This is a genomic window from Kitasatospora sp. NPDC101157, assembly GCF_044768255.1.
Taxonomy (GTDB): Bacteria; Actinomycetota; Actinomycetes; order Streptomycetales; family Streptomycetaceae; genus Kitasatospora.
Genome location: NZ_JBIWPL010000005.1, coordinates 443,001 through 463,980, shown reverse-complemented (window position 1 = coordinate 463,980; position 20,980 = coordinate 443,001). Strand labels below are relative to the sequence as shown.

Sequence of the window (20,980 nt, the reverse complement as noted above, 5' to 3'; positions counted from 1 at the left end):
CCGACAGCCGGACCCAGGACCGGGCCTGCGTCCGGCCTGAGCCTTGCCCGCACGGACCGTGGGGCCCCGCACGAGGCCCCACACCGGCCCCGCACGGACCGGCCGCCGGCTAGGAACCGGCCTCCCAGCCGGACGGGTCGGTCCAGGCCGCGAGGGTGCGGCGGGTCTCGAAGCGGCGCTCCCGTCCGGTCAGCGGATCGGTGAACTCGACCGCGGAGGCGAGCAGTTGGAGTGGCCGGCGGAAGTCGTCCGGGGCCGGTTCGGGCAGCACCACCGGGTACACCGGGTCCCCGAGGATCGGCAGTCCGAGGCCGCTCATGTGCAGCCGCAGCTGGTGGGTGCGCCCGGTCAGGGGCCGCAGCCGGTAGCGGCCGAGGCCATCGCGGCACTCCAGCAGGTCGATCCGGCTCTCGCTGTTCGGCGGCTCGTCGACCTCCCGGGCGGCGATCACCCCGCGCTCCTTGACGATGTGGCTGCGCACGGTGCGCGGCAGGCTCAGCTCCGGGTCGTACGGGGCGATCGCCTGGTACTCCTTGCGCACCTCGCGGTCCCGGAACATCGTCTGGTAGGCGCCGCGGTCCTCGGGTCGGACCACGAACATGGCCAGGCCGGCGGTGAGCCGGTCGAGCCGGTGCGCGGGGCTGAGCGCGGGCAGGTCGAGGGAGTGCCGCAACCGGGAGAGCGCCGTCTCGGTGACGTGCCGGCCGCGCGGGGTGGTGGCCAGGAAGTGCGGCTTGTCGACCACCACCAGGTGCTCGTCGCGGTGCACCACCACCAGCTCGAAGGGGACCGGCGCCTCCGCCGGGAGGTCCCGGTAGAACCACAGGTGCGCGCCGGGGCGAAACGGTTCGTCGAAGGCGATCGGGCCCTGTTCGCCGACGATCTCGCCCCCGCGCAGCGCCGACTCGACCCGCGCGGCCGCCACCGCGGGCAGCCGCTCCAGCAGGTGGTCCCGCACGGTCGGCCAGTCGCCCACCAGGGGCAGTCGCAGGTGCACCGGGTCCACGCCGTGGCGCTGCGGGAGGGGGGAGGCCGGGCGGCGGCTCTTGCGTCTCATCTCCCGGCCCAGCCTAGTGCTCGCCCCCGCACGGCCTGTGCCGAGGTACCGGCACCCTCGGCGCACCCGGCGCACCCGGGGTGGTACGGCGCCGGGACCCCGGCGCACCGGGGCGCCGAGGTGCTGACCCGGGGCGGGACGGGGAAAGTGGTTCGAAGGCCCTCGGGCCCCTGGAACCGCTGCGACCCGATGGAGGAGAACGCGTGAGCGCCGACGGCCCGGACGGCCTCCCGCCGCTGTACCTGCCACGGCGGACCCGGCTGCTGCTGTACGGCGCGCTCCTGCTGCTGGTCGCCGCCGTGGTGGCCGCCCTGGCCATCGGCCCGGGGACGACCCTGTCGCCGCTGCTCGCGGTGGCCCCGGTGCTCTCCGCGGCCGCCACCCGCAGGCCCCGGGTGCCGCTGACGGTGGGTGCCGTGGCGCTGCTGGCCGTCAGTGCGCTGGAGTCGACCAACACCGAGCTGCCCTCCTCGGTGCGGATCAGCGTGCCCGTCACCGTCCTGGCCGCGACCCTGGCCAGCTCCGCCAGCGTGGTGCTGGTGGCGTCCCGCGAGCGGCAGCTGTACCAGGTCCGGACGGTCGCCGAGGCGGCGCAGCGGGCCCTGCTGCGGCCGCCCGCCGAGCGGATCGGGCCGCTGCGGCTGGCCGTGCGGTACGTCGCGGCGGCGGCCGAGGCGCGGATCGGCGGGGACCTGTACGCGGTGGTGGAGACCCGCTTCGGGGTGCGGATCCTGCTCGGGGACGTGCAGGGCCACGGGCTCCCGGCGGTGGAGACGGCGGCGGACGTGCTGGGGGTGTTCCGGGAGGCGGCCCGCACCGAGCCCGATCCCGGGCGGCTCGCGGAGCGGCTGGACGCGGCGCTCACGGCGCGGCCGGGCGACGGGCGGTTCGCCACCGCCCTGCTGCTGGACGTCCCGGACGGCCGGGAGCCGGTGCGGGTGGTGAACTGCGGCCATCCTCCGCCGCTGCTGCGCCGGGCCGGGCGGGTCGGCGAGCTGGCGCCGGCCGTCCCGGCGCCGCCGCTGGGCCTGCGCGAGCTGACCGGGGAGGACTACTCGACGAGCCGGTTCGAGCCGAGCCCGGGCGACCTGCTGCTGCTCCACACCGACGGGGTGTCGGAGGCCCGGGACGCCGACGGCCGCTTCTACCCGCTGGCGGAGCGCCTGCCCGGCCTGCACGGCGGCGGACCGGCGGACCTGCTGGACGCCGTGCTGGCGGACGTCCGGGGCTGGGTGGGCGACGCCGGCCTGGCGGACGACGCGGCCCTGCTGGCACTGCGCTGGGACCACTGAGCCGGGCGGGTCCTCGTCGTCGCCTCGTGCACCGTCCCGCTGTCAGTGGCGTGTGCAAGGCTTCACGCACGGTCGACGAGGTGCCGACCGTGCGTGCGGACCGGCGGGAGGAGCGTGTCATGGGTGCGGTGGCGAGCGGGTCGTTCGAGCTGACGGCGTTCGAGCCGGTGGAGACGGAGGAGCGCGAGGGCGCCTCCTTCGGGCGGGTCAGGATCGCCAAGACCTTCACCGGCGGGCTGAGCGGGCGCAGCGAGGTGCGGATGCTGTCCGTCGGCGACGCGTCGGGCGGCCCCGCCTCGTACGTCGCGGTGGAACACGTGACGGGCGAACTGGACGGGCGGGCCGGCTCGTTCGTGCTCCAGCACGCGGCCTGGGACACCACCGGGGTGACGATACGCGTGGTGCCGGGCACGGGGGCGGGCGAGCTGGCCGGGATCACCGGTGAGTTCCGGCTGGCCGTCGACGGGTCCGGCACCCACACCTACGTGCTGGAGTACGAGCTGGGCTGACGCCCACCCCCGTGGCCGGTGGCTCACGGGACCGGCTGGGTCGCCTCCAGGCGCTGGATGGCGGTCCGGACGGCCGTCGTGAAGCTCCAGAAGAGCGGCAGGGTGTTGGCTTCCGCGTCGGCCCGGGTGCGCACCCCCGGGGCGAACATCGCGGTCCGCAGTTCGGCGGTCAGCTCCAGCTGGGCGCCCATGCCGAGCAGACTTCGGTTGCAGATGTTCTCCGGGTCGGTGCCGGCGAGCTCCTGCTCGCGGGGGACGTCCACGGCCCGGATGCCCGCTGCGGCGAACTCCTCCGTCAGGTACCGGCGGAGGCCGGAGTTCAGGCCGCCGACCAGCACCGCCCGGGCACCGTTCTCCAGCCCGGCGGTGGCGGTGGTGCAGCCGTGCAGCGACAGCACGTTGAGGCTGTCGGAGCACATCGCGCGGACCACGGTGTCGTCGCAGTGGTTCGAGGTGACGTGCAGCTCGCGGTTGCCGGAGGAGCGAAGGCCCTCGAACATCCAGTAGTCGTGCACCGGCCCGGCGGCCGGGGTCGGGGCGAGGCCGACGAGGTGGTGGCCCGCGACGGCCAGGCACAGTTCCGAGGTGCCGACCTCGATGCCGCCGCCGTGCGGGGCGATGACGGTGGTGCGGACGGAGGCCGCACGGTCCTGCGGACTCCGGTCGTCGATCCGGTGTCGGCGGTAGCGGCGGCCGTAGTCCACGCCCTCGACCAGGCTCGGGTCGGCGTACAGGGCCGTGTTGGAGGGATAGCGGTCGGCGGCCATCAGGGCACGGCGGTCGGTCACGATCGGAACCATGGCAGGAGGTGGGGTTGTACGGGACGTTTTACGGGACGTTTTACGGGACGTTTTACGGGACGTTTTACGGGACGGTGTACGAGCCAGGGCCGGGAGCAGCGGAGCGGCGGCGGGGTCACGTCCGGGTTCGCGCCGCTGCGGAGCGGCATCGGCCTGATCGTGTGACACCGGCTCGACGGACGCGCGCCGCGCCGACAGGCCTGTCTCCACGCTGCCACGATGATGCGATCAGCGCACGATCTGTCTCGGAGGGTGGAGCATGCCCGGTACAGCGGCGGCCGGAACGGTGACGGCCCGAACGGTGACTGGCCCTGCGGCGACGGCCCGGACACCGGGGACGGTCGAGGAAGTGGTCGGCCGGCTGCGGGAGATCGCGGCGGCCCTGCCCCTCGCCGACGGGGTGGCGGTCTTCAACCGGCTCTACCTCACCGTCACCGAGGCGGTCCGCGACCGGCTCGCCGTCGGCTACTTCGCCGATCCGCCGGCGATGGCCGAGCTGGACGCGGTGTTCGCCGGACGGTACCTGCTGGCCGTGGCCGCCGACGCGGCCGGGCAGGAGCCGCCCGCCTGCTGGCGACCGCTGTTCGCGCTGCGCGCCCACCCTGGGGTGCACCCGCTGCAGTTCGCGTTGGCCGGGATGAACGCCCACATCCAGCACGACCTGCCGCTCGCGGTCGTGGACCTCTGCCGTCGCCGGGGCTGCGAGCCCGCCGATGTCGAGCAGGACTACCACCGGATCAACGGGGTGCTGGCCGAGGTGGAGTCGGTGGTCCGGGAACAGCTGCTGCCTGAGCCCGAGCTGCTGGACCGCGCCGAGCCGCTGACCCACCTGCTGGGGGCCTGGTCGGTCGAGGCCGCCCGGGAGGGAGCCTGGTCCGCCGTCCAGGCACTCTGGGAGCTGCGCCGGCTCCCGGCCGCCACCCGGGCCTTCACGGCGGCGCTGGACGGCTCCGTCGGTCTGCTCGGCCACGCCCTGCTACTGCCGCTGGTGCCGTACGACGGCCGTGACGAGCAGGACCGGCAGGACGCGCAGGACGCACAGCACGGACGTACCGAGCAGCACGGGCGAAGCGACGACACCCCCGCCGCGCCCGACGCCCCTGAGACCCCCGACGCCCCTGGGACCCCCGACACCCCCGACAGGCCGACGGCCGCCCGGCTCCCCGAATCGAGGAACCGGACGGCCGTCTGAACGGGCGCGGGCGATCAGGCCCAGCTGGAGTGCAGCGGCTTGCCCTCGGCGTAGCCCGCCGCGCTCTGGATGCCCACGATCGCCTTCTCGTGGAACTCCTCCAGGCTGCTGGCGCCCGCATAGGTGCAGGAGCTGCGCACGCCGGCCACGATCGAGTCGATCAGGTCCTCCACGCCCGGGCGGGTCGGGTCGAGGAACATCCGGGAGTGCGAGATGCCCTCCTCGAACAGCGCCTTGCGGGCCCGGTCGTACGAGGAGTCCTGGGCGGTGCGGTTGCTGACGGCGCGGGCCGAGGCCATGCCGAAGCTCTCCTTGTACTGGCGGCCGTCGGCGGCGGTCTGCAGGTCGCCCGGGGACTCGTAGGTCCCGGCGAACCAGGAGCCGATCATCACGTTGGAGGCACCGGCGGCCAGCGCCATGGCGACGTCGCGCGGGTGGCGCACGCCGCCGTCGGCCCAGACGTGCTTGCCGAGCCGGCGGGCCTCGGCGGCGCACTCCAGGACGGCGGAGAACTGCGGGCGGCCGACGCCGGTCATCATCCGGGTGGTGCACATCGCGCCCGGCCCGACACCGACCTTGAGGATGTCGGCACCCGCCTCGACCAGGTCGCGGACACCGGCGGCGGAGACCACGTTGCCGGCCACGATCGGGATCTGCGGGTCCAGGCCGCGCACCGCCTGCAGCGCGCTGATCATGCTCTCCTGGTGCCCGTGCGCGGTGTCGACGACCAGCACGTCCGCGCCGGCCTCGATCAGCGCCTTGGCCTTGCCCGCGACGTCGCCGTTGATGCCGACGGTGGCGGCGATCCGCAGCTTGCCGTTCGCGTCCACGGCCGGGGTGTACAGGGTGGCGCGCAGCGCGCCCTTGCGGGTGAGGAGGCCGACCAGCTTGCCCTCGCCGTCGACGACCGGGGCGAGCTTGCGGTGGGCCTCGGTGAGCTTGTCGAAGGCCGTGCGCGGGTCGATGTCCTCGTCCAGCACCAGCAGGTCGCGGGACATGATGTCGGCGAGGCTGGTGAAGCGGTCGACGCCCTGGCAGTCGGACTCGGAGACCACGCCGACCGGCTTGCCGTCCTCCACCACCACGAGGGCGCCGTGGGCGCGCTTGGGCAGCAGCGAGAGCGCCTCGGCCACGGTGGCGCCGGGGGTCAGGGTGATCGCGGTGTCGACCACCAGGTGGCGGCCCTTGACCCAGGAGATGACGTCGGCGATGACCTCGGTCGGGATGTCCTGCGGGATGGCGACCAGGCCGCCGCGGCGGGCGACGGTCTCGGCCATCCGGCGACCGGCGATGGCGGTCATGTTGGCGACGACCAGCGGGATGGTGGTGCCGGTGCCGTCGTTCGAGGAGAGGTCGACGCCCTGCCGGGAGCCCACGGCGGAACGGCTGGGGACCATGAAGACGTCGTCGTACGTCAGGTCGTACGAGGGCTTGAGGTCGTTCAGGAAACGCATGAATGGGCTCTCTGGCTGGGAGAAATTACACCTCGGGTGCGGGTGCGGCAGGGCCGCCGGGGCGCACTCGGGCGCCCTGCACCCAGCATTCGATTCTCCGTGAGGGCGGGGCCAAAAGCCAGTTCGAGGAGCATTGCTGGGGGTGTGCACAAACCATGATCAGTGCTCCGCGCGTAGACATGGACGATCCTCCAAACGCCCTCACCCCCGCCCGCCCCTGCGCTTCCCCGTCCGTCCCCCACGTCGGCCTTTCGCCCGGGCCCGGGCGGCTCCCGTAGCATTCACGCGGTAAAGGCGAGGCGACTGGGAAAGCGGCAGTGGGCGTGAGCATCGAGCAGACGGACATCGAGCAGGCTCTAGGCGAGGAGGAGATCGACTACGGTCCCGGCCTCGACCCCGAGCGGCTGCGGCTCTGCCTGGAGGTGCTCGCGGAGCTCGACGAGCTCCACGTCGACCACCCGGACGCGATCACCGTCCGCAAGGCCGTCGGCGGCATATTCCGGACCCTGAAGCAGCGACGCCGCCAGGAGACCCGGGCCCGCAAGACGGCCAACGACCGCGAGGTCACCGCTCGCACCGCCACCGGCGCTCCGACCCGGATCGACGACGAGACGGCCGGCGCCTTCGGCCTCACCACCGTCACCACGAGCGAGATCGCCGGCATCCTGGAGCGGCCGCGCTCCTGCTACATCTGCAAGACCCGCTACGTCGAGGTCGACGCCTTCTACCACAACCTGTGCCAGAAGTGCGCCGCCCTCAACCGCTCCCGCCGGGACGCCCGGGCCGACCTCACCGGCAAGCGCGCCCTGCTGACCGGCGGCCGGGCCAAGATCGGGATGTACATCGCGCTGATGCTGCTGCGCGACGGCGCCCACACCACCATCACCACCCGCTTCCCCAACGACGCGATCCGCCGCTTCAAGGCGATGCCGGACAGCGCCCAGTGGATCCACCGCCTCAAGATCGTCGGCATCGACCTGCGCGACCCGGCCCAGGTGATGGCCCTGGCGGACGAGGTCGCCGCGGACGGCCCGCTGGACATCCTGATCAACAACGCCGCGCAGACCGTCCGCCGCCCGCCGGAGTCCTACCGCGAGCTGGTCAACGCCGAGTCCGCCCCGCTGCCGGCCGGCGAGCTGCCCCAGGCCACCACGATCGGCCGCTTCAACAGCGGCAGTGTCGACCTGCCCGCGCTCCCCCACCAGGCGAGCGGCGGCGAGCAGCGGCTGGCCGCCGAGGACGTCACCTCGCTCGCCCTGGTCACCGGCTCCGCCACCCCGGCCCGGATCGAGGCCGGCACCGCGATCGACGCCGGCGGCCTGGTGCCCGACCTCGCGCCCACCAACAGCTGGGTGCAGACCGTGAGCGAGGTCGGCCCGGTCGAGCTGCTGGAGGTCCAACTCTGCAACTCCACCGCGCCCTTCATCCTGATCAGCCGGCTGCGCCCGGCGATGGCGGCGTCCGCGTCGCGCCGCAAGTACGTGGTCAACGTCTCCGCGATGGAGGGCGTGTTCCAGCGCGGCTACAAGGGCGCCGGCCACCCCCACACCAACATGGCCAAGGCCGCGCTCAACATGCTGACCCGCACCAGCGCGCAGGAGATGTTCGAGTCCGACGGCATCCTGATGACCGCCGTCGACACCGGCTGGATCACCGACGAGCGGCCGCACCCGGACAAGATGCGCCTGGCCGACGAGGGCTTCCACGCCCCGCTCGACCTGGTCGACGGCGCGGCCCGGGTGTACGACCCGATCGTGCGCGGCGAGGCGGGCGAGGACCTGTACGGCTGCTTCCTCAAGGACTACGAGCGCGGCAACTGGTGACCCCCTGAAGGAGATGACGGCGAAGTGACCACCGTACCGATGCTCGGCGCCGGGATCATCGTGCCCACCGGGGACGGCCGGGTGCTGATCGGCCGCCGCACCACGGCCGGCGAGTCGCCGACCTGGAGCCTGCCCGGTGGCAAGGTCGACCCGGGCGAGTCCTTCGAGCGGACCGCGGCCCGTGAACTCGCCGAGGAGACCGGGATCGTGCTGCCCGCCGAGGCGATGCGGGTGCTCGCCGTGCACCTGGACCACGAGCTCGGCCGGCCCCGGCTGACCGCCGCCGTGCTGGCGCCGCCGAGCCTGGCCGAGGCGGTGGTCACCGAGCCGCACGCCTGCGCCGGCTGGGAGCGCTTCCCGGTGGACGCCCTCCCGGAGCCGATGTTCTACCCGTCCGCCCTGGTCCTCGGCAGCTGGCTGCCGGGGCTGGACGGCGTACGGCGGGACGGGACGCACGGCTACCCCGTCGCCCGCTGATCCGCGGGCGACGGGGGCGCGGAGTCCCGGGGTCGCGGGGTCCCGGGGTCACCGAGTCCCGGGGTCGCTGGGTCACGGAGTCACGGGGTCGCGTAGTCCCGGGGTCACGGAGCCACCAACTCCGTTACGCGGCTCAGCCGTTGCGGGCCGACTCCGGCCCGGTGATCCGCCCCAGCAGCGGCAGGGTCGAGGCGATGATCCCGAGCGAGGCGGCCAGTCCGAAGCCGACCAGCCCGAAGTACGTCAGGCCGGGCGACACCAGGTCGTAGCTCATCTGCGACTTGAGGAACATCGCCGCCGCGGCGAAGCCCGCCCCGATCGCGAGCGCCGACACCGCCAGCAGCGGCAGCGCGCTCTCCAGTCCGGCCACCCTGCGCAGCAGCCGCAGCGGCGCGCCGGTCAGCCGCAGCATCGCGAACGGCCGTCGGCGGTCGGACAGTCCGGCCACCACGCTCACCGCGAGGCTGCACCCGGCGATCGGCAGGGTGGTCAGCAGCACCACGTTCGCCAGCTGCCGCCAGCTCCGGAGCTTCTTCTGCCCCTCGGAGGCCCAGTCCTCGGCCAGGCGCGGCTCGTAGGTGGGGAGTTCCTTCATGAACAGGGTCCGCAGCTGTTCCTTGGCCGCCTCGGAGCCGTCGGTGGTCGCGTAGAGCATCCGCACCGGGAGCTCGGCCACCTCGGCCGCGGAGATCGCGGCGGCCGGCCACTCGTGCCCGCTGCTGTCCGTCAGGTCGACCAGCCGGTAGGGGTCGACCGCCGCGACGGCGGCTCCGGGCGCGCAGTGGCCGACCACGGGGATCTGCGCGAGTTCCGCGCAGATGACCAGGCTGGGCACCACCCGCCGCTCGCCCTGCTGGAACGCTCCGATCCGGGCCAGGTTGTCGTGGATCAGGGCGATCCCCTGGAAGCCGGGGACGGCCCGGGCCTGGGCCGGCACCCGGTCGGGCACGGAGGGCAGCGCGACCGCGTCCTCCTTGTTGCCGAAGGGGACGTCCACGATCGCCTTGCGCACCTCGGGAGCGCCGTTCAGCATGCTCTGGTTGGCGTTGATGGTGCCCATGATGGCCAGGGTTCCGGTGGCCACGAACAGCGCCAGCACCAGACCGGAGACCGAGCGGAAGCCCGCCCTCGGATCGTCCGAGAGTCGGCGCATCGCGATCAGCGAGGCCGGCCGGCCGGTCCGCCGGGCCACCGCCTGGGCGGCCGCCATGGTGAGCCACGGACCGGCGGTCATCAGGCCGAGCATCACCAGCACGAAGCCGGTCAGGTACGCCGCGGACTGCCCGTTGGTGGTCGCCGGTCTGCTGCCGACGAAGTAGCCGAGCTCGGCGAGGCCGGCGACCAGCGGGATCAGTCGCCAGGGGCTCGGCGGCTTCGGGGTCACCCGGCGGGAGACCCCGAGCGGCGAGATGGTGACCCGGCGCAGGGCGAACCTGGCGGCGAGCGCCGCCGCCGCCGGCACGCCCAGCACCGTCATCGCGACCTGTGGCAGGGTCAGGCTCAGGTCGGAGGCGAAGAATCGCTCGCCGGTGAACGGCACGTCCGCCACCACCGGTTTCAGCGCGAGGTACAGGCCGAAGCCGACCACCGTACCGATCACCGCGGCCACGGTGGACTCCACCGCCGACATCACCGACACCTGCCCCGGCGTCGCGCCGACCAGGCGCATCGCGGCGTAGCGCTGCTCCCTGGTGGCGGCGGACAGCCGGGTCGCGGTGCCGATGAAGATCAGCACCGGGAAGATCAGCGCGGCGGCCACCACGGTGAGCACCAGGACCATCCGGTCCCCGTGCACGCCCGCGCCGTAGCAGGAGCTCTCGCAGTCGGCGGGCAGCGCGGTGGCGATGCCGGTGACGGCGGTGGCCCGCGGCAGCGCCTTGACCTCGTCCACGGTCCTCCCGACGACCACGGCCAGGCTGTCCGGGGAGGGCAGCCCGTCGCTGCCGAGGGTCCCGGCCAGTCGCCCCGGGAAGCGGTCCCCGAGCTCGACGGCAGGGGTGTCGCGCAGCAGCTTCTCCAGCGCGGGCGAGGCGTAGTACTCGCCGGGCGCGGGCAGTCGGCTCAGGCCGGGCACCACGGGCGAGCTGGACCCGGTCGGGGCGAGGTCGGCCCGGAACACGGTCTTCCCGCGGTAGTAGTCCACCCGGGCGCCCCACCAGAGCGGATCCGCCGAGGTGGCCGCCGTCGCGCCCTGGACGCCCGTGTTCATCCAGACCTGCCGCTCGTTGGCGCGGTCGATCGCGTTCATGCCGGCGAAGGTGGACAGCAGCAGTCCGACCCCGATCGCGACCGCCGCCGCGATCATCAGCAGCCGGGCCACGGCCTCCCGGCCGCCGCTGAAGGCCAGTCGGAGCGAGAAGGGGATCACGGGGCCACCGATCCGGCGGAGAGCGTACGGGCCCGGCCGTCGCGGACGATCGCCTCGCGGTCGGCGTAGGCGGCGACCCTCGGCTCGTGGGTGACCAGGATGACGGTGGTGCCCTGCTCCCTGGCCGCGGTGACCATCAGTTCCATCACCTGCTCGCCGGTCAGCGAGTCCAGCGCACCGGTCGGCTCGTCGGCGAACAGCACCTGCGGACGGGCCACCAGACCGCGGGCGAGCGCCACGCGTTGGGCCTGGCCGCCGGACAGCTCACCGGAGCGGCGGTTCTCCATGCCGTCCAGGCCGAGCCGGCCGAACCAGGGACGGGCCTGGGCCAGCGCGGCGCCGCGGCGCACGCCGTTCAGCAGCAGCGGCAGCGCGACGTTCTCCTCCGCCGTCAACTCCGGTACCAACTGGCCGAACTGGAAGACGAAGCCGAACTGGTCCCGGCGCAGGGCGCTGCGCCGGGCCTCGCTCATGCTGTCCAGGCGCTGCCCGTTGAACAGCACCTCACCCGCGTCCGGCACGAGGATGCCCGCCAGGCAGTGCAGTAACGTCGACTTGCCCGAGCCGCTGGGGCCCATGATTGCGAGCACCTCGCCCGCTCCGACGGACAGGCTGGCTCCGCGCAGCGCGGGCGTCTCGCCGAAGGCGAGGGCGAGGTCGCGGGCCTCGATCACGGGGGTCATGCGCGCACCTCCGCGGCGAGCGCGTCGAGCCGGGCGACGGTCAGGTCGATCCAGCGCAGGTCGGCCTCCAGGTGGAACAGGCCGTGGTCGGCGAGCAGGACGTCCACCAGCGGTCCGCCGCGGCGCAGTTCGGTGAGTTCGCGCATCCGGCGCAGGTGGGCGGCGCGCTGGGTGTCCAGGTACCGCTCGGCGTCGCGGCCGAGCATCAGGGCCAGCACCACCTTGGTGAACAGCACGGACTGGAGGTTGGGCTCGGGGGCCACCGGGTCCTGGAGCCAGGTCTCGAACTCGGTGGCCCCGGCCTCGGTGATGACGTAGCGCTTGCGCTCCGGCCCGTCGCCGGGCTCGGCCTCACCTGCCACCACCTTGCCGTCGCGGGCCAGCCGGCCGAGGGTCGCGTACACCTGGCCGTACGGGAGGGGCTTGCCCCGGCCGAAGAGGGAGTCGTAGTCGCGCTTGAGGTCGTAGCCGTGGCTCGGCTCCCGCTCCAGCAGCCCGAGGAGGGTCAAAGGAACACTCATGGGGAGGACCATACACCAGGGATATACACCGAGTGTATACCTGGGAAGAACACGGCCCCGACCTGGCGGAACGTCAACTCCTGCTGAGAGGCGGGCAGGAGACGGCCGGACGACCGCCCCCTGCTCCGCACCACCGGCCGGAACCCCCACGGTCCGGCCGGGCCGACACCGCGCCCAGGCACGGGGGCGCGGCCCGGCCCCAGCCTGCCCCGTCCCAGGGCGGCTGCCGAGGGCCGAACGTCCCGGGTGATCGGGTCCGGCGGTACTACGAACGCGCACCACTCTTGTGCGAGGGGGGCGATCGGGTGGAAATTGGGTGACGAAACCCCGTACGCGACCGCGTCCTTGAGGAGAGCTCAGCGTGTCCAGCACATCCCGCCCGGCCAGGCCCGCGTCGCTCCCGCGGCGAACGGGCCGTGGGCTGCGGCGGGCCTTCGGTGCCCGGCACGAACCGTTGGCCCGCCCCGTCGACCGGTCCCGCGCCCGTGCCTGGCTGCTCACCGTCCTCGGCGGCTTCCTCGCCGCCGCCCTCGCCGTCGGCGGCGCGCTGCTGCTGTACCGCTCCACCGCACCACAGGCCGACACCGACCGGACCCGGCTGCACCAGGTCGACGCCGTGGTGACGGCCGCCGAACACGGCGCCGTCAGCGGCAGCCGCTTCTCCGCCGGCTACGGCAACCGGGTCGACGCCGAGGCCTCCTGGACCTATCCCGGGACCACCCCGCACGCCGGCATCGTCCGGGCCCCGCGCGCGGCCACCGCGGGCACCGTCGTCCCCATCTGGGTCGACCCCGCCGGGAACGCCAGCGCGCCCCCGGCCAACCGCGCCGCCCTCGCCGTCTCCGCCGCCTGCACCGGCGTCGGCACCCTCCTCGTCCTGCTCGCCGTCCTCGCCTTCGCCCTGCGGCTGCGCCTGAACGTGCTCGACCGCCGCGCCGAAGACGAGTGGACCGCCGGCTGGGCCCGCCTGGAACCGCTGTGGAGCGGGCGCGCCGGGAACCGCCGGGAGGACTGAGCGGCTCGGCGGGGCCGGGGTCGGCCTTCGCCGCGCCTTCCGGAGGACTGAGCGGCTCGGCGGGGCCGGGGTCGGCTCTCGCCGCGCCGGCAGGACTGACCGCCCAGCGCCTCAGCGCCGGTGCGTCCAGGCCGGGGCCGGGGTGGACCTGGCCGCGAGGTGGGTGAGGGCGCCGACGGCGACCAGCAGGGCGAAGGCCAGGGCCAGGGCGACGGGGACGGAGGCGTGGAGCACGAGGGCTGCGCCCAGGAGTGCGCCCGCGAACATCCAGACGGCCGAGGCCAGTCGGCGCGATCCGGTGAGGTCCGCGGCGAGGGCGGTGATGGTCATCGTGAGCACGGTGGTGGTCAGATCGGGGACCTTGAGCGAGCGGACCACCGCGTTCTGCCCGCCCATGGCGAGGGCGAGCAGCCCGATCAGGGTGTAACGGGCCGTCTCCGAGCTGTGGCCGGCCACGGCCGCCAGGAGGATGCTCACGGCTACGAACACCGACTGTACGGCGACGGCGACGGTCAGCAGGCGCCCCCGGTGGCCGGGCAGGCGCCGGAAGAGGTGGCCGCCGGCCAGGGCGCCGAGCAGGAAGGCGGCGAGGGCGGACAGCGAGGCGGTGGCGGACAGCCCGGGGGCGCCGGCCAGGGCGAAGCCGAGGAACACCACGTTGCCGGTCATGTTGGCGACGAAGACGTGCCCGAGTGACAGGTAGCTGACCGCGTCCACCACCCCGGTGACCACGGTCAGCACCAGCAGCATCGGCACCAGCGGCCCGTGCTCGGGGTCGGGTTTCGGCATCGGGCCTCCCGGAGGGTTCGTGTGACGGTCTTTCCGTTCTGCACCGGCGCCGTCAGGCCAGCGCCGGGTTGCCCGGCTCGTCCGGCTCCTCGTCCAGGTGCCAGTGGAGGTCCCGCACGCCGGGCTCCAGGGACAGCCGGGTGACGACCTGTTCGAGGGCCGGGGCGACCTGGCCGCTGATCGCCACGGTGGCCCGCAGGCTGGTGGCGTCGCCCTGGTCGGTGCGGCGGGCGCGCAGGCCGGTGGGGGCGAGGCCGGAGGCGGTCAGGGCCTGGAGCAGCAGGGCGCGGATGTGGGTCTCGGACTTGCGGTCGCACTCCAGGTGGACGGTGGCCCGGGAGGTGGAGTCCGGGTCGCTGCCGGACTGCGGGGCCCGGTCGAGCAGCCGCCCGGCCGGGCGCAGCACCAGGTGGACGGCGAGCACGGCGAGGGTGCCGAGGACGGCGAGGTCCAGCTTGCCGGAGGCGGCCAGCACCCCGACGGCGGCCGAGCACCACAGGGTGGCGGCGGTGTTGAGGCCGCGCACGCCTGCGCCGTCGCGCAGGATGACGCCACCGCCGAGGAAACCGATGCCGGAGACGACGTAGGAGGCGACCCGGGTGGGGCTGCCGGTGTCGCCGACGGCTTCGCTGTAGAGGACGAACAGGGTGGCCCCGGCGGCGACCAGGGCGTTGGTGCGCAGGCCGGCCATCCGGGCGCGCCACTGGCGCTCGACGCCGATCAGCGCGCCGCAGGCGACGCCGGTGGCGAGCCGGACCAGGAACTCGACGGTGGTCAGGGTGTGCACGACGGCACCTCCTCCGGAGGATCCGCCGGACCCACGGGAGTCGCTGCACTCACGGGAGTCGCGGGGAACGCGGGCAAAGGGAACGGACGGGCGGCGAGCCGCTGCCCACCGCCCGTCCGTACGGGTTGCGACCGGTGGCTCAGTGGTTCAGAGCGGTCTGCACGATCTTGATGATGACCATGACCATCGCGATCAGCAGGTAGGCGCGCAGGGCCCCCATGCCGACCTTGCGGGCGGTGGACATCACCGGACGGCTCAGCGTTTCCAGCGGGGGCATCCGCCAGTCCTCGCGGCCGGTGCGGTCGATCGGGTCCTCCTTGGTGCCCCGGCGGCCGAAGGTGAAGAAGTACCCGGCGACCAGCGCGCCCGCGACCCCGCAGCCGGCCATGATCCACAGGATCGCGCCGGAGCTGATGTCCGGCCAGACCACCGAGGCGGTGAGGATCAGCGAGAGCATCACCAGCACGCCGACCACCGTCGAGGTGAAGGCGTTGGTCCTCGGCCCGTTGACCCACGGGCCGAGCACGGCCCTGTCGTTGCAGAGCAGCAGCAGGAAGACGGTCGCGGAGGGCAGCAGCACCCCGGCGAGCACCTGGACGAACTGGGTGATCAGGCCCTGGGTGTAGCCGTTGGAGAGCAGGGTGATCGCCGCGGCGACCACCACCAGGCCCGCGTACACCGCGTAGAAGCCCTTGGCGCCCTTGACCCCGCGGTGCAGTGAGTGCCTGATGCCGAAGACGTCTCCGATGGCGTAGGCGGTGGACAGCGAGACCGCGAAGGCGCCGATGATCGAGGCGTCCAGCAGGGCGATGGCGAACAGCACGCCCGCCAGGTGTCCGGCCTTGTCCTCGATGCCCTTGGCCACGGCGGCGGTGTCGGAGAACTGGCCGAAGCCGTCGGTGCCCGCGAAGGCCGCCGCCGTGAGGCCGATCAGCGCGGCCGCGCCGACGATGACCACGACGATCCCGATCCACAGGTCGACCTTCTCGTACTTCATGAAACGCGGGGTGATCCGCTTGTCGATCACGTACGACTGCTGGAAGAACAGCTGCCACGGGGCGACGGTGGTGCCGACGATCGAGATGATGACCAGCATCACGGCGGCCAGCTGGCCGGCGCCGCCGGGCATGGTCGGCGTGACGAGGTCGTGGGCCATCTGCGAGGTCCGGGGGTGGACCAGGAAGTAGATCGGGACCAGCAGCAGCGAGCCGACGCACAGCGTGATGGCGACCCGCTCGAAGCGCTGGAAGGAGCCGGTGAAGGCAGAGGCGATGATGATGGCCGCCGCCAGCACCACCGAGACGACCTTCGGCAGTCCGAGGTACCCGGCCGCCATGGTGACGCCGATGAACTCGGTGACCAGGGTGAGGGCGTTGAGCAGGAAGAGGTCGATGACGCTGAACGCGCCCCAGAACCTGCCGAAGCGCTCCAGGATGAGCCGGGCGTGGCCGACGCCGGTGACCGCACCGAGGCGCAGCACCATCTCCTGGTTGACGTACAGCACCGGGACGAGCATCAGCAGGGTCCACAGCAGCTGGGTGCCGTAGTTCTGGCCGGCCTGGCCGTAGGTGGAGAAGGCGCCGGCGTCGTTGTCGCCGACCATCACGATCAGGCCGGGGCCGACGATCGCCAGCAGGGTCTTGAGCCGGGCGGAGAGTCCGCTGCGGGGGGTGGTGTCGTCGAGCCGGATGGTGCCGAGGGCGCCCTTGATGTCGCCGACGTGGGCGTCGTCGAGCACGGCGGACGGGGCGGCGGGAGCGGTGGGGACCGTGGGGACCTTCGGGTCCAGCATCACGTTGGTCATGGCGGAGCCTCCCTGCCCTCTGCCTTGAGAGGGCGACAGGGGGCACGCAGCAGCGATCCTCCCTGCGGGCGCACGCCGTCCGCTCCGTACGGCGACGCTGAGCGGCGGCGGCCGTGCGGGCATGACGAAGCGTCAGGCGGCTTGTGTCCGGGCATGGCAGAGCTCGGGACGAAGCGCCGGGTGAACGCGCAGGGAAGGTTGTTACCGCGTGCCGGAGGTGTTCGAGAGCATGCGGGGGTAGGGGCTACTGTGGCCCGGACTATTGCAGTCCATTTCTCTCGCCTCCTCCCGGTCGGGGGCGCACCGACTGTGCGCCGCGTCGCGACACGGCAAGGAGCACACCGGCCGACGATGGACCGGTACACCCCAACTCGTCAGAGCTTTGGCACTCCACGGCGTGTCCAGCCGGATCGGCCGGAAGCCACTTGGGGTCAACCCTTAACTCGGGAAGACCTGTCCTGAACCTGGGCGTCTCTCGACGTCGTCGGGTCAGTGGCCTGTGTCCGTGAAGACGCCTCACCGAACGAGGTGCCTTTTCAAACCTCGAAAAGCATAGCCCCGCCACGGCCACCGCACGTCACCTTTTCGGCTGATCTTCGACAGCTTTGTAGAACCTTGACCGAACCGGCCCGGCTTGTGCATTCACTGGCGGCATATATAGTTCACCGACATATACAGCTGAACAGCTCACGAGGGGGAACTGTGTCCCACATCGATCCGAGCCGGCCCGCACCCGTCCTGCAGCTGTCCGGGGTCTCCCGGGTGCACGGGCGCGGTGCCGCCGAGGTCCACGCCCTGCGCGGGGTCGACCTGACCGTCCACGCGGGCGAGTTCGTCGCCGTGATGGGGCCGTCCGGCTCCGGGAAGTCGACCCTGCTGACCCTGGCCGGCGGGCTGGACCTGCCCAGCGACGGCCAGGTGCTGGTCGAGGGCGTGGCCCTCGGCGGGCTCGGCCGGGGCCGGCTCGCCGACCTGCGGCGGCGGTCCGTCGGGTACGTCTTCCAGGACTACAACCTGATCCCGGCGCTCACCGCCGCCGAGAACATCGCCCTGCCGCGCGAACTCGACGGCGTCTCCGGCCGCACCGCCCGCCGGGAGGCGCTGGCCGCCCTGGAGGAACTGGGCATCGGCGAGCTCGCCGACCGCTTCCCCGACGACATGTCCGGCGGCCAGCAGCAGCGCGTCGCCATCGCCCGCGCCCTGATCGGCGAGCGCCGGCTCGTCCTCGCCGACGAGCCGACCGGCGCGCTGGACTCGGCCACCGGCGACGCCGTGCTCGCCGTGCTGCGCGCCCGCTGCGACGCCGGGGCGGCCGCCGTGATGGTCACCCACGAGGCCTCGCACGCCGGTTGGGCGGACCGGGTGGTCCACCTGCGGGACGGCGCGATCGCCTCGGAGAGCACCGGGCGCCGCTCCGGCGGCTGCCAGGCCGCCGTCCACCGGCCCAACCACCTGGGCCAGGTGGTCCGGTGAAGTTCGGAGCGTGGAAGGTCGCGCTGCGGCTCGCCCGGCGCGACGCACTGCGGGCCAAGGGGCGCAGCGCCCTGATCCTGGCCATGGTGGCACTGCCCGTCCTCGGAGTCACCGGCGCCGACGTGGTCCACCGCAGCGGTCAACTGACCCCGGCCGAACGGGTCGAGCGGGTGGTGGGCGGCGCGGACGCGCTGGTCACCGCGCTCAGCCCGGGCCAGGGCGTCGAACAGGCCCCGGTCGCCGAGGACGGCGCCTTCGCCGTCCAGCCCCGCCCGGGGCAGCAGCCGACGCCCGAGCAGCTGAAGGCCGCGGGCGCCGACCCGGCCGCCCTGGTCACCTCGCTGCTGCCGCCCGGCAGCACCCTCACCCCCGCCCGGACCGGTCCGGAGACCGGCGCGGGTTCGCCCGAGGGCCTGGTCCGCACCCTGACCGCCGAGGCCGACCTCGGCGACCCGGTCTGGCGCGGCCGGCTGGACCTGGTCAAGGGCCGAGCCCCGGGCGCGCCGCACGAACTGGCCGCCACCCAGGCCTTCCTGGACCACGCCGGGCTCTCGCTGGGCGGCACCACCACCGTCCAGGGGCTGGAAGGGACCACCTTCACCGTCACCGGTGTGGTGGAGCACCCCGGCGAGCTCGGCCGGGTCGAACTCGTCGCCAGGCCCGGCGCGTTGCTCGATCAACTGGCCGCCGCCGCGGAGCCCGGCCGCCCGGCCGCCGAGCGGGCGCGGGGCGAGCACCCGTCCTGGCTGGTGGGCCTGCCCGGCGGGGCCGCCCTCGACTGGGCCACGGTCCAGCGGTTCAACGCCCACGGCTACACCCTCACCGCGCGCTCGGTCGCGCTCGACCCGCCGCCGTACGGGGCCGTCCCCTACTTCCGGGACTCCACCACCTACCGCGACCCGGCCGTCGGCAACAGCACCAGGGTCGTGGTCGCCACCGTCACCGGGATGGCGCTGCTGGAGGTCGCCCTGCTCGCCGGGCCGGCCTTCGCGGTCGGTGCCCGGCGCTCCCGCCGCCAGCTCGCCCTGCTGGGGGCGTCCGGTGGCCGGCGCTCGCACATCGGCGCGGTGGTGCTCGGCGGCGGACTGGTGCTCGGCCTGGCCGGCGCGGCACTCGGCGTGGCCGTCGGCACCGGCCTGGTCGCGGCGCTGCGGCCGGTCATCGAGGAGGTCGGCGGCGCGCGCTTCGGACACTTCGCGCTGCCGGTCGCCGACCTGCTGGCGATCGCCGGGATCGGCCTGCTCACCGCGCTGCTCGCGGCCGCGCTGCCCGCCTGGCAGGCCGCGCGGCGCAGCGTCACCGCCGGGCTCACCGGGCGGGACACCGTCCGGACGCCCAACCGCCCGGTCACCGTGCTCGGCGCGGCGCTGGTCCTCGGCGGCGGCGCGATCGCGGTGTACGGCGCCGGCGCGGTGCAGCACGGCCTGCCCGTGGTGAGCACCTACGACGCCCGTACGCTCACCGTGCTCGGCGGCTCGATCACCGCCGAACTCGGCCTGCTCGCCTGCACCCCGGTGCTGGTCGCCCTGTTCGGCCGGTTCGCCGGACGGCTGCCGCTCGGCCCCCGGCTGGCACTGCGGGACTCCGCCCGCAACCGCTCGCGCACCGCACCGGCCGTCGCCGCGGTGATGGCCGCGGTGGCCGGAGCCGTCGCCATCGGGGTGTACAGCACCAGTACGGACGCCGAGAACCGGCGCGACTACCGGCCGCAGGCCCCGTCCGGCGCCGTCCAGCTGATCAGCCACGACGCCGGACCGAAGGCCGCCCAGCTGCCGGCCGAGGTGGAGAAGCAGCTGACCGGGCTCGGCGGGCGGGCCGACGTCGGCCAGCTGGTCTACCGGTTCTGCGACAACTGCTCCAGCACCGTCGTGCTCAAGGGACCGGCCGAGCCGCGCCGGCTCGCCGACGTGCCGCACGTCGCCACCGGGGACGCCTCCGTGCTGCACAACCTGTTCGACGTCCGTGACCCGGCGGCCGAACGTGCCCTGGCGGCCGGGAAGTTGCTGGTCTTCGACCGCTCGCTGATCGGTGCTGACGGCAAGGCCGTGATGCTGCTGCGCGGGGGCGGCGGTGCGCCGCTGCAGCCCGGGCAGATCCCCGGGCCCGACCTCCGGGAAGTCCCGGTGGACGCGGTGCTGGTCGACGACCCGAACGCGGCCCGCTTCGCCCAGGGGCTGATGCCGACCGGCGCACTGGCCGGGCTGGGCCTCGGCTCGACGCCCCAGGGCTCGGTGTGGCGGCCGGCCACCCCGCCCGACCGCAAGGCGCAGCAGCGGGCCGCGGCCGCCGCCGTCCGGCTGGACCACTACGCCGACCTGACCGTCGAACGCGGCTACCAGCCCAGGAGCGACGCGATCACCCTCGCCCTCACCGGCTTCGCCGGACTGGTCGTGCTCGGCGCGGCCGGGATCGCCACCGGGCTGGCGGCCGCCGACTCCCGGCAGGACCAGGCCACCCTGGCGGCCGTCGGCGCACCGCCGCGGACCCGCCGGACCATGGCGGGCCTGCAGTGCGCGCTGATCGCCCTGCTCGGCGCGGTGCTCGGGGCGGCGAACGGGTTCGTCCCGGCGGTGGGGCTGCTGAAGTCCCGGGCCACCGGCGCCGGTTCGCAGCCGGCGCTGATCACCGCACCCTGGGGGGAACTGCTGCTGGTCGTGCTGGTGCTGCCGGTGGTGGCGGGGCTGCTCGCGGCGCTGTTCACCCGCTCGCGGGTGGCGCTCGGGCGGCGGCTGTCCTGATCACCTGTCCTGATCACCGTTCGAGCACGTCAGGCACTCCTTGGACACCGGGTGATCACCACCGCCCGGACTCCGTGGGCGCCCGTTCCCGTCACCCGGGGGCGGGCGCCCGGCGCGCGCCGTAGCATGGGCCGCGTTCCGGCGGGCGAAGGGCGCCGGCGAACGGTTCGGCGAGGGAGACGAGGGCGGTGCTACGGG

17 protein-coding genes and 1 riboswitch are annotated in these 20,980 nt (G+C 73.9%); of the genes, 8 read left to right on the top strand and 9 right to left on the bottom strand.

The genetic code is table 11. The features are described from left to right. Positions 1 to 109: 109 nt before the first annotated feature. Positions 110 to 1,057 carry a pseudouridine synthase gene (locus tag ACIRVF_RS14645; protein ID WP_402816698.1) on the bottom strand — a complete coding sequence of 316 codons (948 nt, stop codon included), beginning with the start codon at positions 1,055 to 1,057 and terminating at the stop codon, positions 110 to 112. Between the two features lie 203 nt (positions 1,058 to 1,260). Here ACIRVF_RS14645 and ACIRVF_RS14640 point away from each other — a divergent pair, with 203 nt between their 5' ends. Then, the gene (locus ACIRVF_RS14640) at positions 1,261 to 2,349 is read left to right on the top strand and encodes a PP2C family protein-serine/threonine phosphatase (RefSeq protein WP_402816696.1); all 1,089 of its coding nucleotides are present in this window, start codon (positions 1,261 to 1,263) and stop codon (positions 2,347 to 2,349) included. Between the two features lie 119 nt (positions 2,350 to 2,468). Then, complete coding sequence (locus ACIRVF_RS14635) at positions 2,469 to 2,858, top strand: DUF3224 domain-containing protein (RefSeq protein ID WP_402816694.1); 390 nt, start codon at positions 2,469 to 2,471, stop codon at positions 2,856 to 2,858. A 23-nt stretch (positions 2,859 to 2,881) separates the two neighbouring features. Here ACIRVF_RS14635 and ACIRVF_RS14630 read toward each other — a convergent pair whose 3' ends face one another. Continuing rightward, on the bottom strand, positions 2,882 to 3,646 hold the full coding sequence (locus ACIRVF_RS14630; RefSeq protein ID WP_402816692.1) for a poly-gamma-glutamate hydrolase family protein: 765 nt from the start codon (positions 3,644 to 3,646) through the stop codon (positions 2,882 to 2,884). A gap of 313 nt (positions 3,647 to 3,959) precedes the next feature. Here ACIRVF_RS14630 and ACIRVF_RS14625 point away from each other — a divergent pair, with 313 nt between their 5' ends. Next, positions 3,960 to 4,850, top strand: a complete 891-nt coding sequence (locus ACIRVF_RS14625; RefSeq protein ID WP_402816690.1) for a DUF5995 family protein — start codon at positions 3,960 to 3,962, stop codon at positions 4,848 to 4,850. Positions 4,851 to 4,864: 14 nt separating this feature from the next. Here ACIRVF_RS14625 and ACIRVF_RS14620 read toward each other — a convergent pair whose 3' ends face one another. After that, positions 4,865 to 6,304 carry a GuaB1 family IMP dehydrogenase-related protein gene (locus ACIRVF_RS14620; protein WP_402816688.1) on the bottom strand — a complete coding sequence of 480 codons (1,440 nt, stop codon included), beginning with the start codon at positions 6,302 to 6,304 and terminating at the stop codon, positions 4,865 to 4,867. A gap of 329 nt (positions 6,305 to 6,633) precedes the next feature. Between ACIRVF_RS14620 and ACIRVF_RS14615 the strand changes: the two genes are divergently transcribed. Together ACIRVF_RS14615 and ACIRVF_RS14610 are read left to right on the top strand one after the other, a co-directional pair. After that, positions 6,634 to 8,127, top strand: a complete 1,494-nt coding sequence (locus ACIRVF_RS14615) for an SDR family NAD(P)-dependent oxidoreductase (protein WP_402816853.1) — start codon at positions 6,634 to 6,636, stop codon at positions 8,125 to 8,127. Between the two features lie 24 nt (positions 8,128 to 8,151). Beyond that, positions 8,152 to 8,604, top strand: coding sequence for an NUDIX hydrolase (locus ACIRVF_RS14610; RefSeq protein WP_402816686.1), 453 nt, complete (start codon positions 8,152 to 8,154; stop codon positions 8,602 to 8,604). Between the two features lie 133 nt (positions 8,605 to 8,737). Here ACIRVF_RS14610 and ACIRVF_RS14605 read toward each other — a convergent pair whose 3' ends face one another. The 3 genes from ACIRVF_RS14605 to ACIRVF_RS14595 are packed head-to-tail and all read right to left on the bottom strand — an operon-like array spanning position 8,738 to position 12,176. Beyond that, positions 8,738 to 10,972 (bottom strand): FtsX-like permease family protein, encoded by a 2,235-nt coding sequence (locus ACIRVF_RS14605; protein WP_402816684.1) that lies wholly within the window; start codon positions 10,970 to 10,972, stop codon positions 8,738 to 8,740. Next, a complete protein-coding gene (locus ACIRVF_RS14600) occupies positions 10,969 to 11,655 on the bottom strand; it encodes an ABC transporter ATP-binding protein (RefSeq protein ID WP_402816682.1) in 687 nt (228 codons plus the stop codon). Before ACIRVF_RS14600 ends, ACIRVF_RS14605 begins: the two co-directional genes overlap by 4 nt. Then, entirely contained in the window at positions 11,652 to 12,176 is a 525-nt protein-coding gene (locus ACIRVF_RS14595; protein ID WP_402816680.1) for a PadR family transcriptional regulator, read from the bottom strand. The genes ACIRVF_RS14600 and ACIRVF_RS14595 overlap by 4 nt, the downstream gene beginning before the upstream one ends. A gap of 361 nt (positions 12,177 to 12,537) precedes the next feature. On the opposite strand from ACIRVF_RS14595, the gene ACIRVF_RS14590 reads away from it, so the two are divergent. After that, a complete protein-coding gene (locus tag ACIRVF_RS14590) occupies positions 12,538 to 13,191 on the top strand; it encodes a hypothetical protein (protein WP_402816678.1) in 654 nt (217 codons plus the stop codon). 111 nt (positions 13,192 to 13,302) lie between these two features. Here ACIRVF_RS14590 and ACIRVF_RS14585 read toward each other — a convergent pair whose 3' ends face one another. The 3 genes from ACIRVF_RS14585 to ACIRVF_RS14575 form a co-directional block, all read right to left on the bottom strand. Further along, positions 13,303 to 13,980: a YoaK family protein gene (locus ACIRVF_RS14585; protein ID WP_402816676.1), complete on the bottom strand. Its 678-nt coding sequence runs from the start codon at positions 13,978 to 13,980 to the stop codon at positions 13,303 to 13,305. A 52-nt stretch (positions 13,981 to 14,032) separates the two neighbouring features. After that, complete coding sequence (locus ACIRVF_RS14580) at positions 14,033 to 14,767, bottom strand: MgtC/SapB family protein (RefSeq protein ID WP_402816674.1); 735 nt, start codon at positions 14,765 to 14,767, stop codon at positions 14,033 to 14,035. A 139-nt stretch (positions 14,768 to 14,906) separates the two neighbouring features. Further along, the gene (locus ACIRVF_RS14575) at positions 14,907 to 16,571 is read right to left on the bottom strand and encodes an NRAMP family divalent metal transporter (RefSeq protein ID WP_402816672.1); all 1,665 of its coding nucleotides are present in this window, start codon (positions 16,569 to 16,571) and stop codon (positions 14,907 to 14,909) included. Positions 16,572 to 16,929: 358 nt separating this feature from the next. Then, positions 16,930 to 17,106: riboswitch (M-box (ykoK) riboswitch) on the bottom strand. A gap of 176 nt (positions 17,107 to 17,282) precedes the next feature. On the opposite strand from ACIRVF_RS14575, the gene ACIRVF_RS14570 reads away from it, so the two are divergent. Together ACIRVF_RS14570 and ACIRVF_RS14565 are read left to right on the top strand one after the other, a co-directional pair. After that, complete coding sequence (locus ACIRVF_RS14570) at positions 17,283 to 18,044, top strand: ABC transporter ATP-binding protein (protein WP_402816851.1); 762 nt, start codon at positions 17,283 to 17,285, stop codon at positions 18,042 to 18,044. Continuing rightward, on the top strand, positions 18,041 to 20,782 hold the full coding sequence (locus ACIRVF_RS14565; RefSeq protein WP_402816670.1) for an FtsX-like permease family protein: 2,742 nt from the start codon (positions 18,041 to 18,043) through the stop codon (positions 20,780 to 20,782). The genes ACIRVF_RS14570 and ACIRVF_RS14565 overlap by 4 nt, the downstream gene beginning before the upstream one ends. Positions 20,783 to 20,980 lie beyond the last annotated feature (198 nt).

What these genes read in the sequence shown, in the direction of transcription:
- ACIRVF_RS14575 (WP_402816672.1), bottom strand. Translation starts at nt 16,571, where the DNA reads ATGACCAACGTGATGCTGGACCCGAAGGTCCCCACGGTCCCCACCGCT.
- ACIRVF_RS14585 (WP_402816676.1), bottom strand. Translation starts at nt 13,980, where the DNA reads ATGCCGAAACCCGACCCCGAGCACGGGCCGCTGGTGCCGATGCTGCTG.
- ACIRVF_RS14595 (WP_402816680.1), bottom strand. Translation starts at nt 12,176, where the DNA reads ATGAGTGTTCCTTTGACCCTCCTCGGGCTGCTGGAGCGGGAGCCGAGC.
- ACIRVF_RS14635 (WP_402816694.1), top strand. Translation starts at nt 2,469, where the DNA reads ATGGGTGCGGTGGCGAGCGGGTCGTTCGAGCTGACGGCGTTCGAGCCG.
- ACIRVF_RS14600 (WP_402816682.1), bottom strand. Translation starts at nt 11,655, where the DNA reads ATGACCCCCGTGATCGAGGCCCGCGACCTCGCCCTCGCCTTCGGCGAG.
- ACIRVF_RS14645 (WP_402816698.1), bottom strand. Translation starts at nt 1,057, where the DNA reads ATGAGACGCAAGAGCCGCCGCCCGGCCTCCCCCCTCCCGCAGCGCCAC.
- ACIRVF_RS14620 (WP_402816688.1), bottom strand. Translation starts at nt 6,304, where the DNA reads ATGCGTTTCCTGAACGACCTCAAGCCCTCGTACGACCTGACGTACGAC.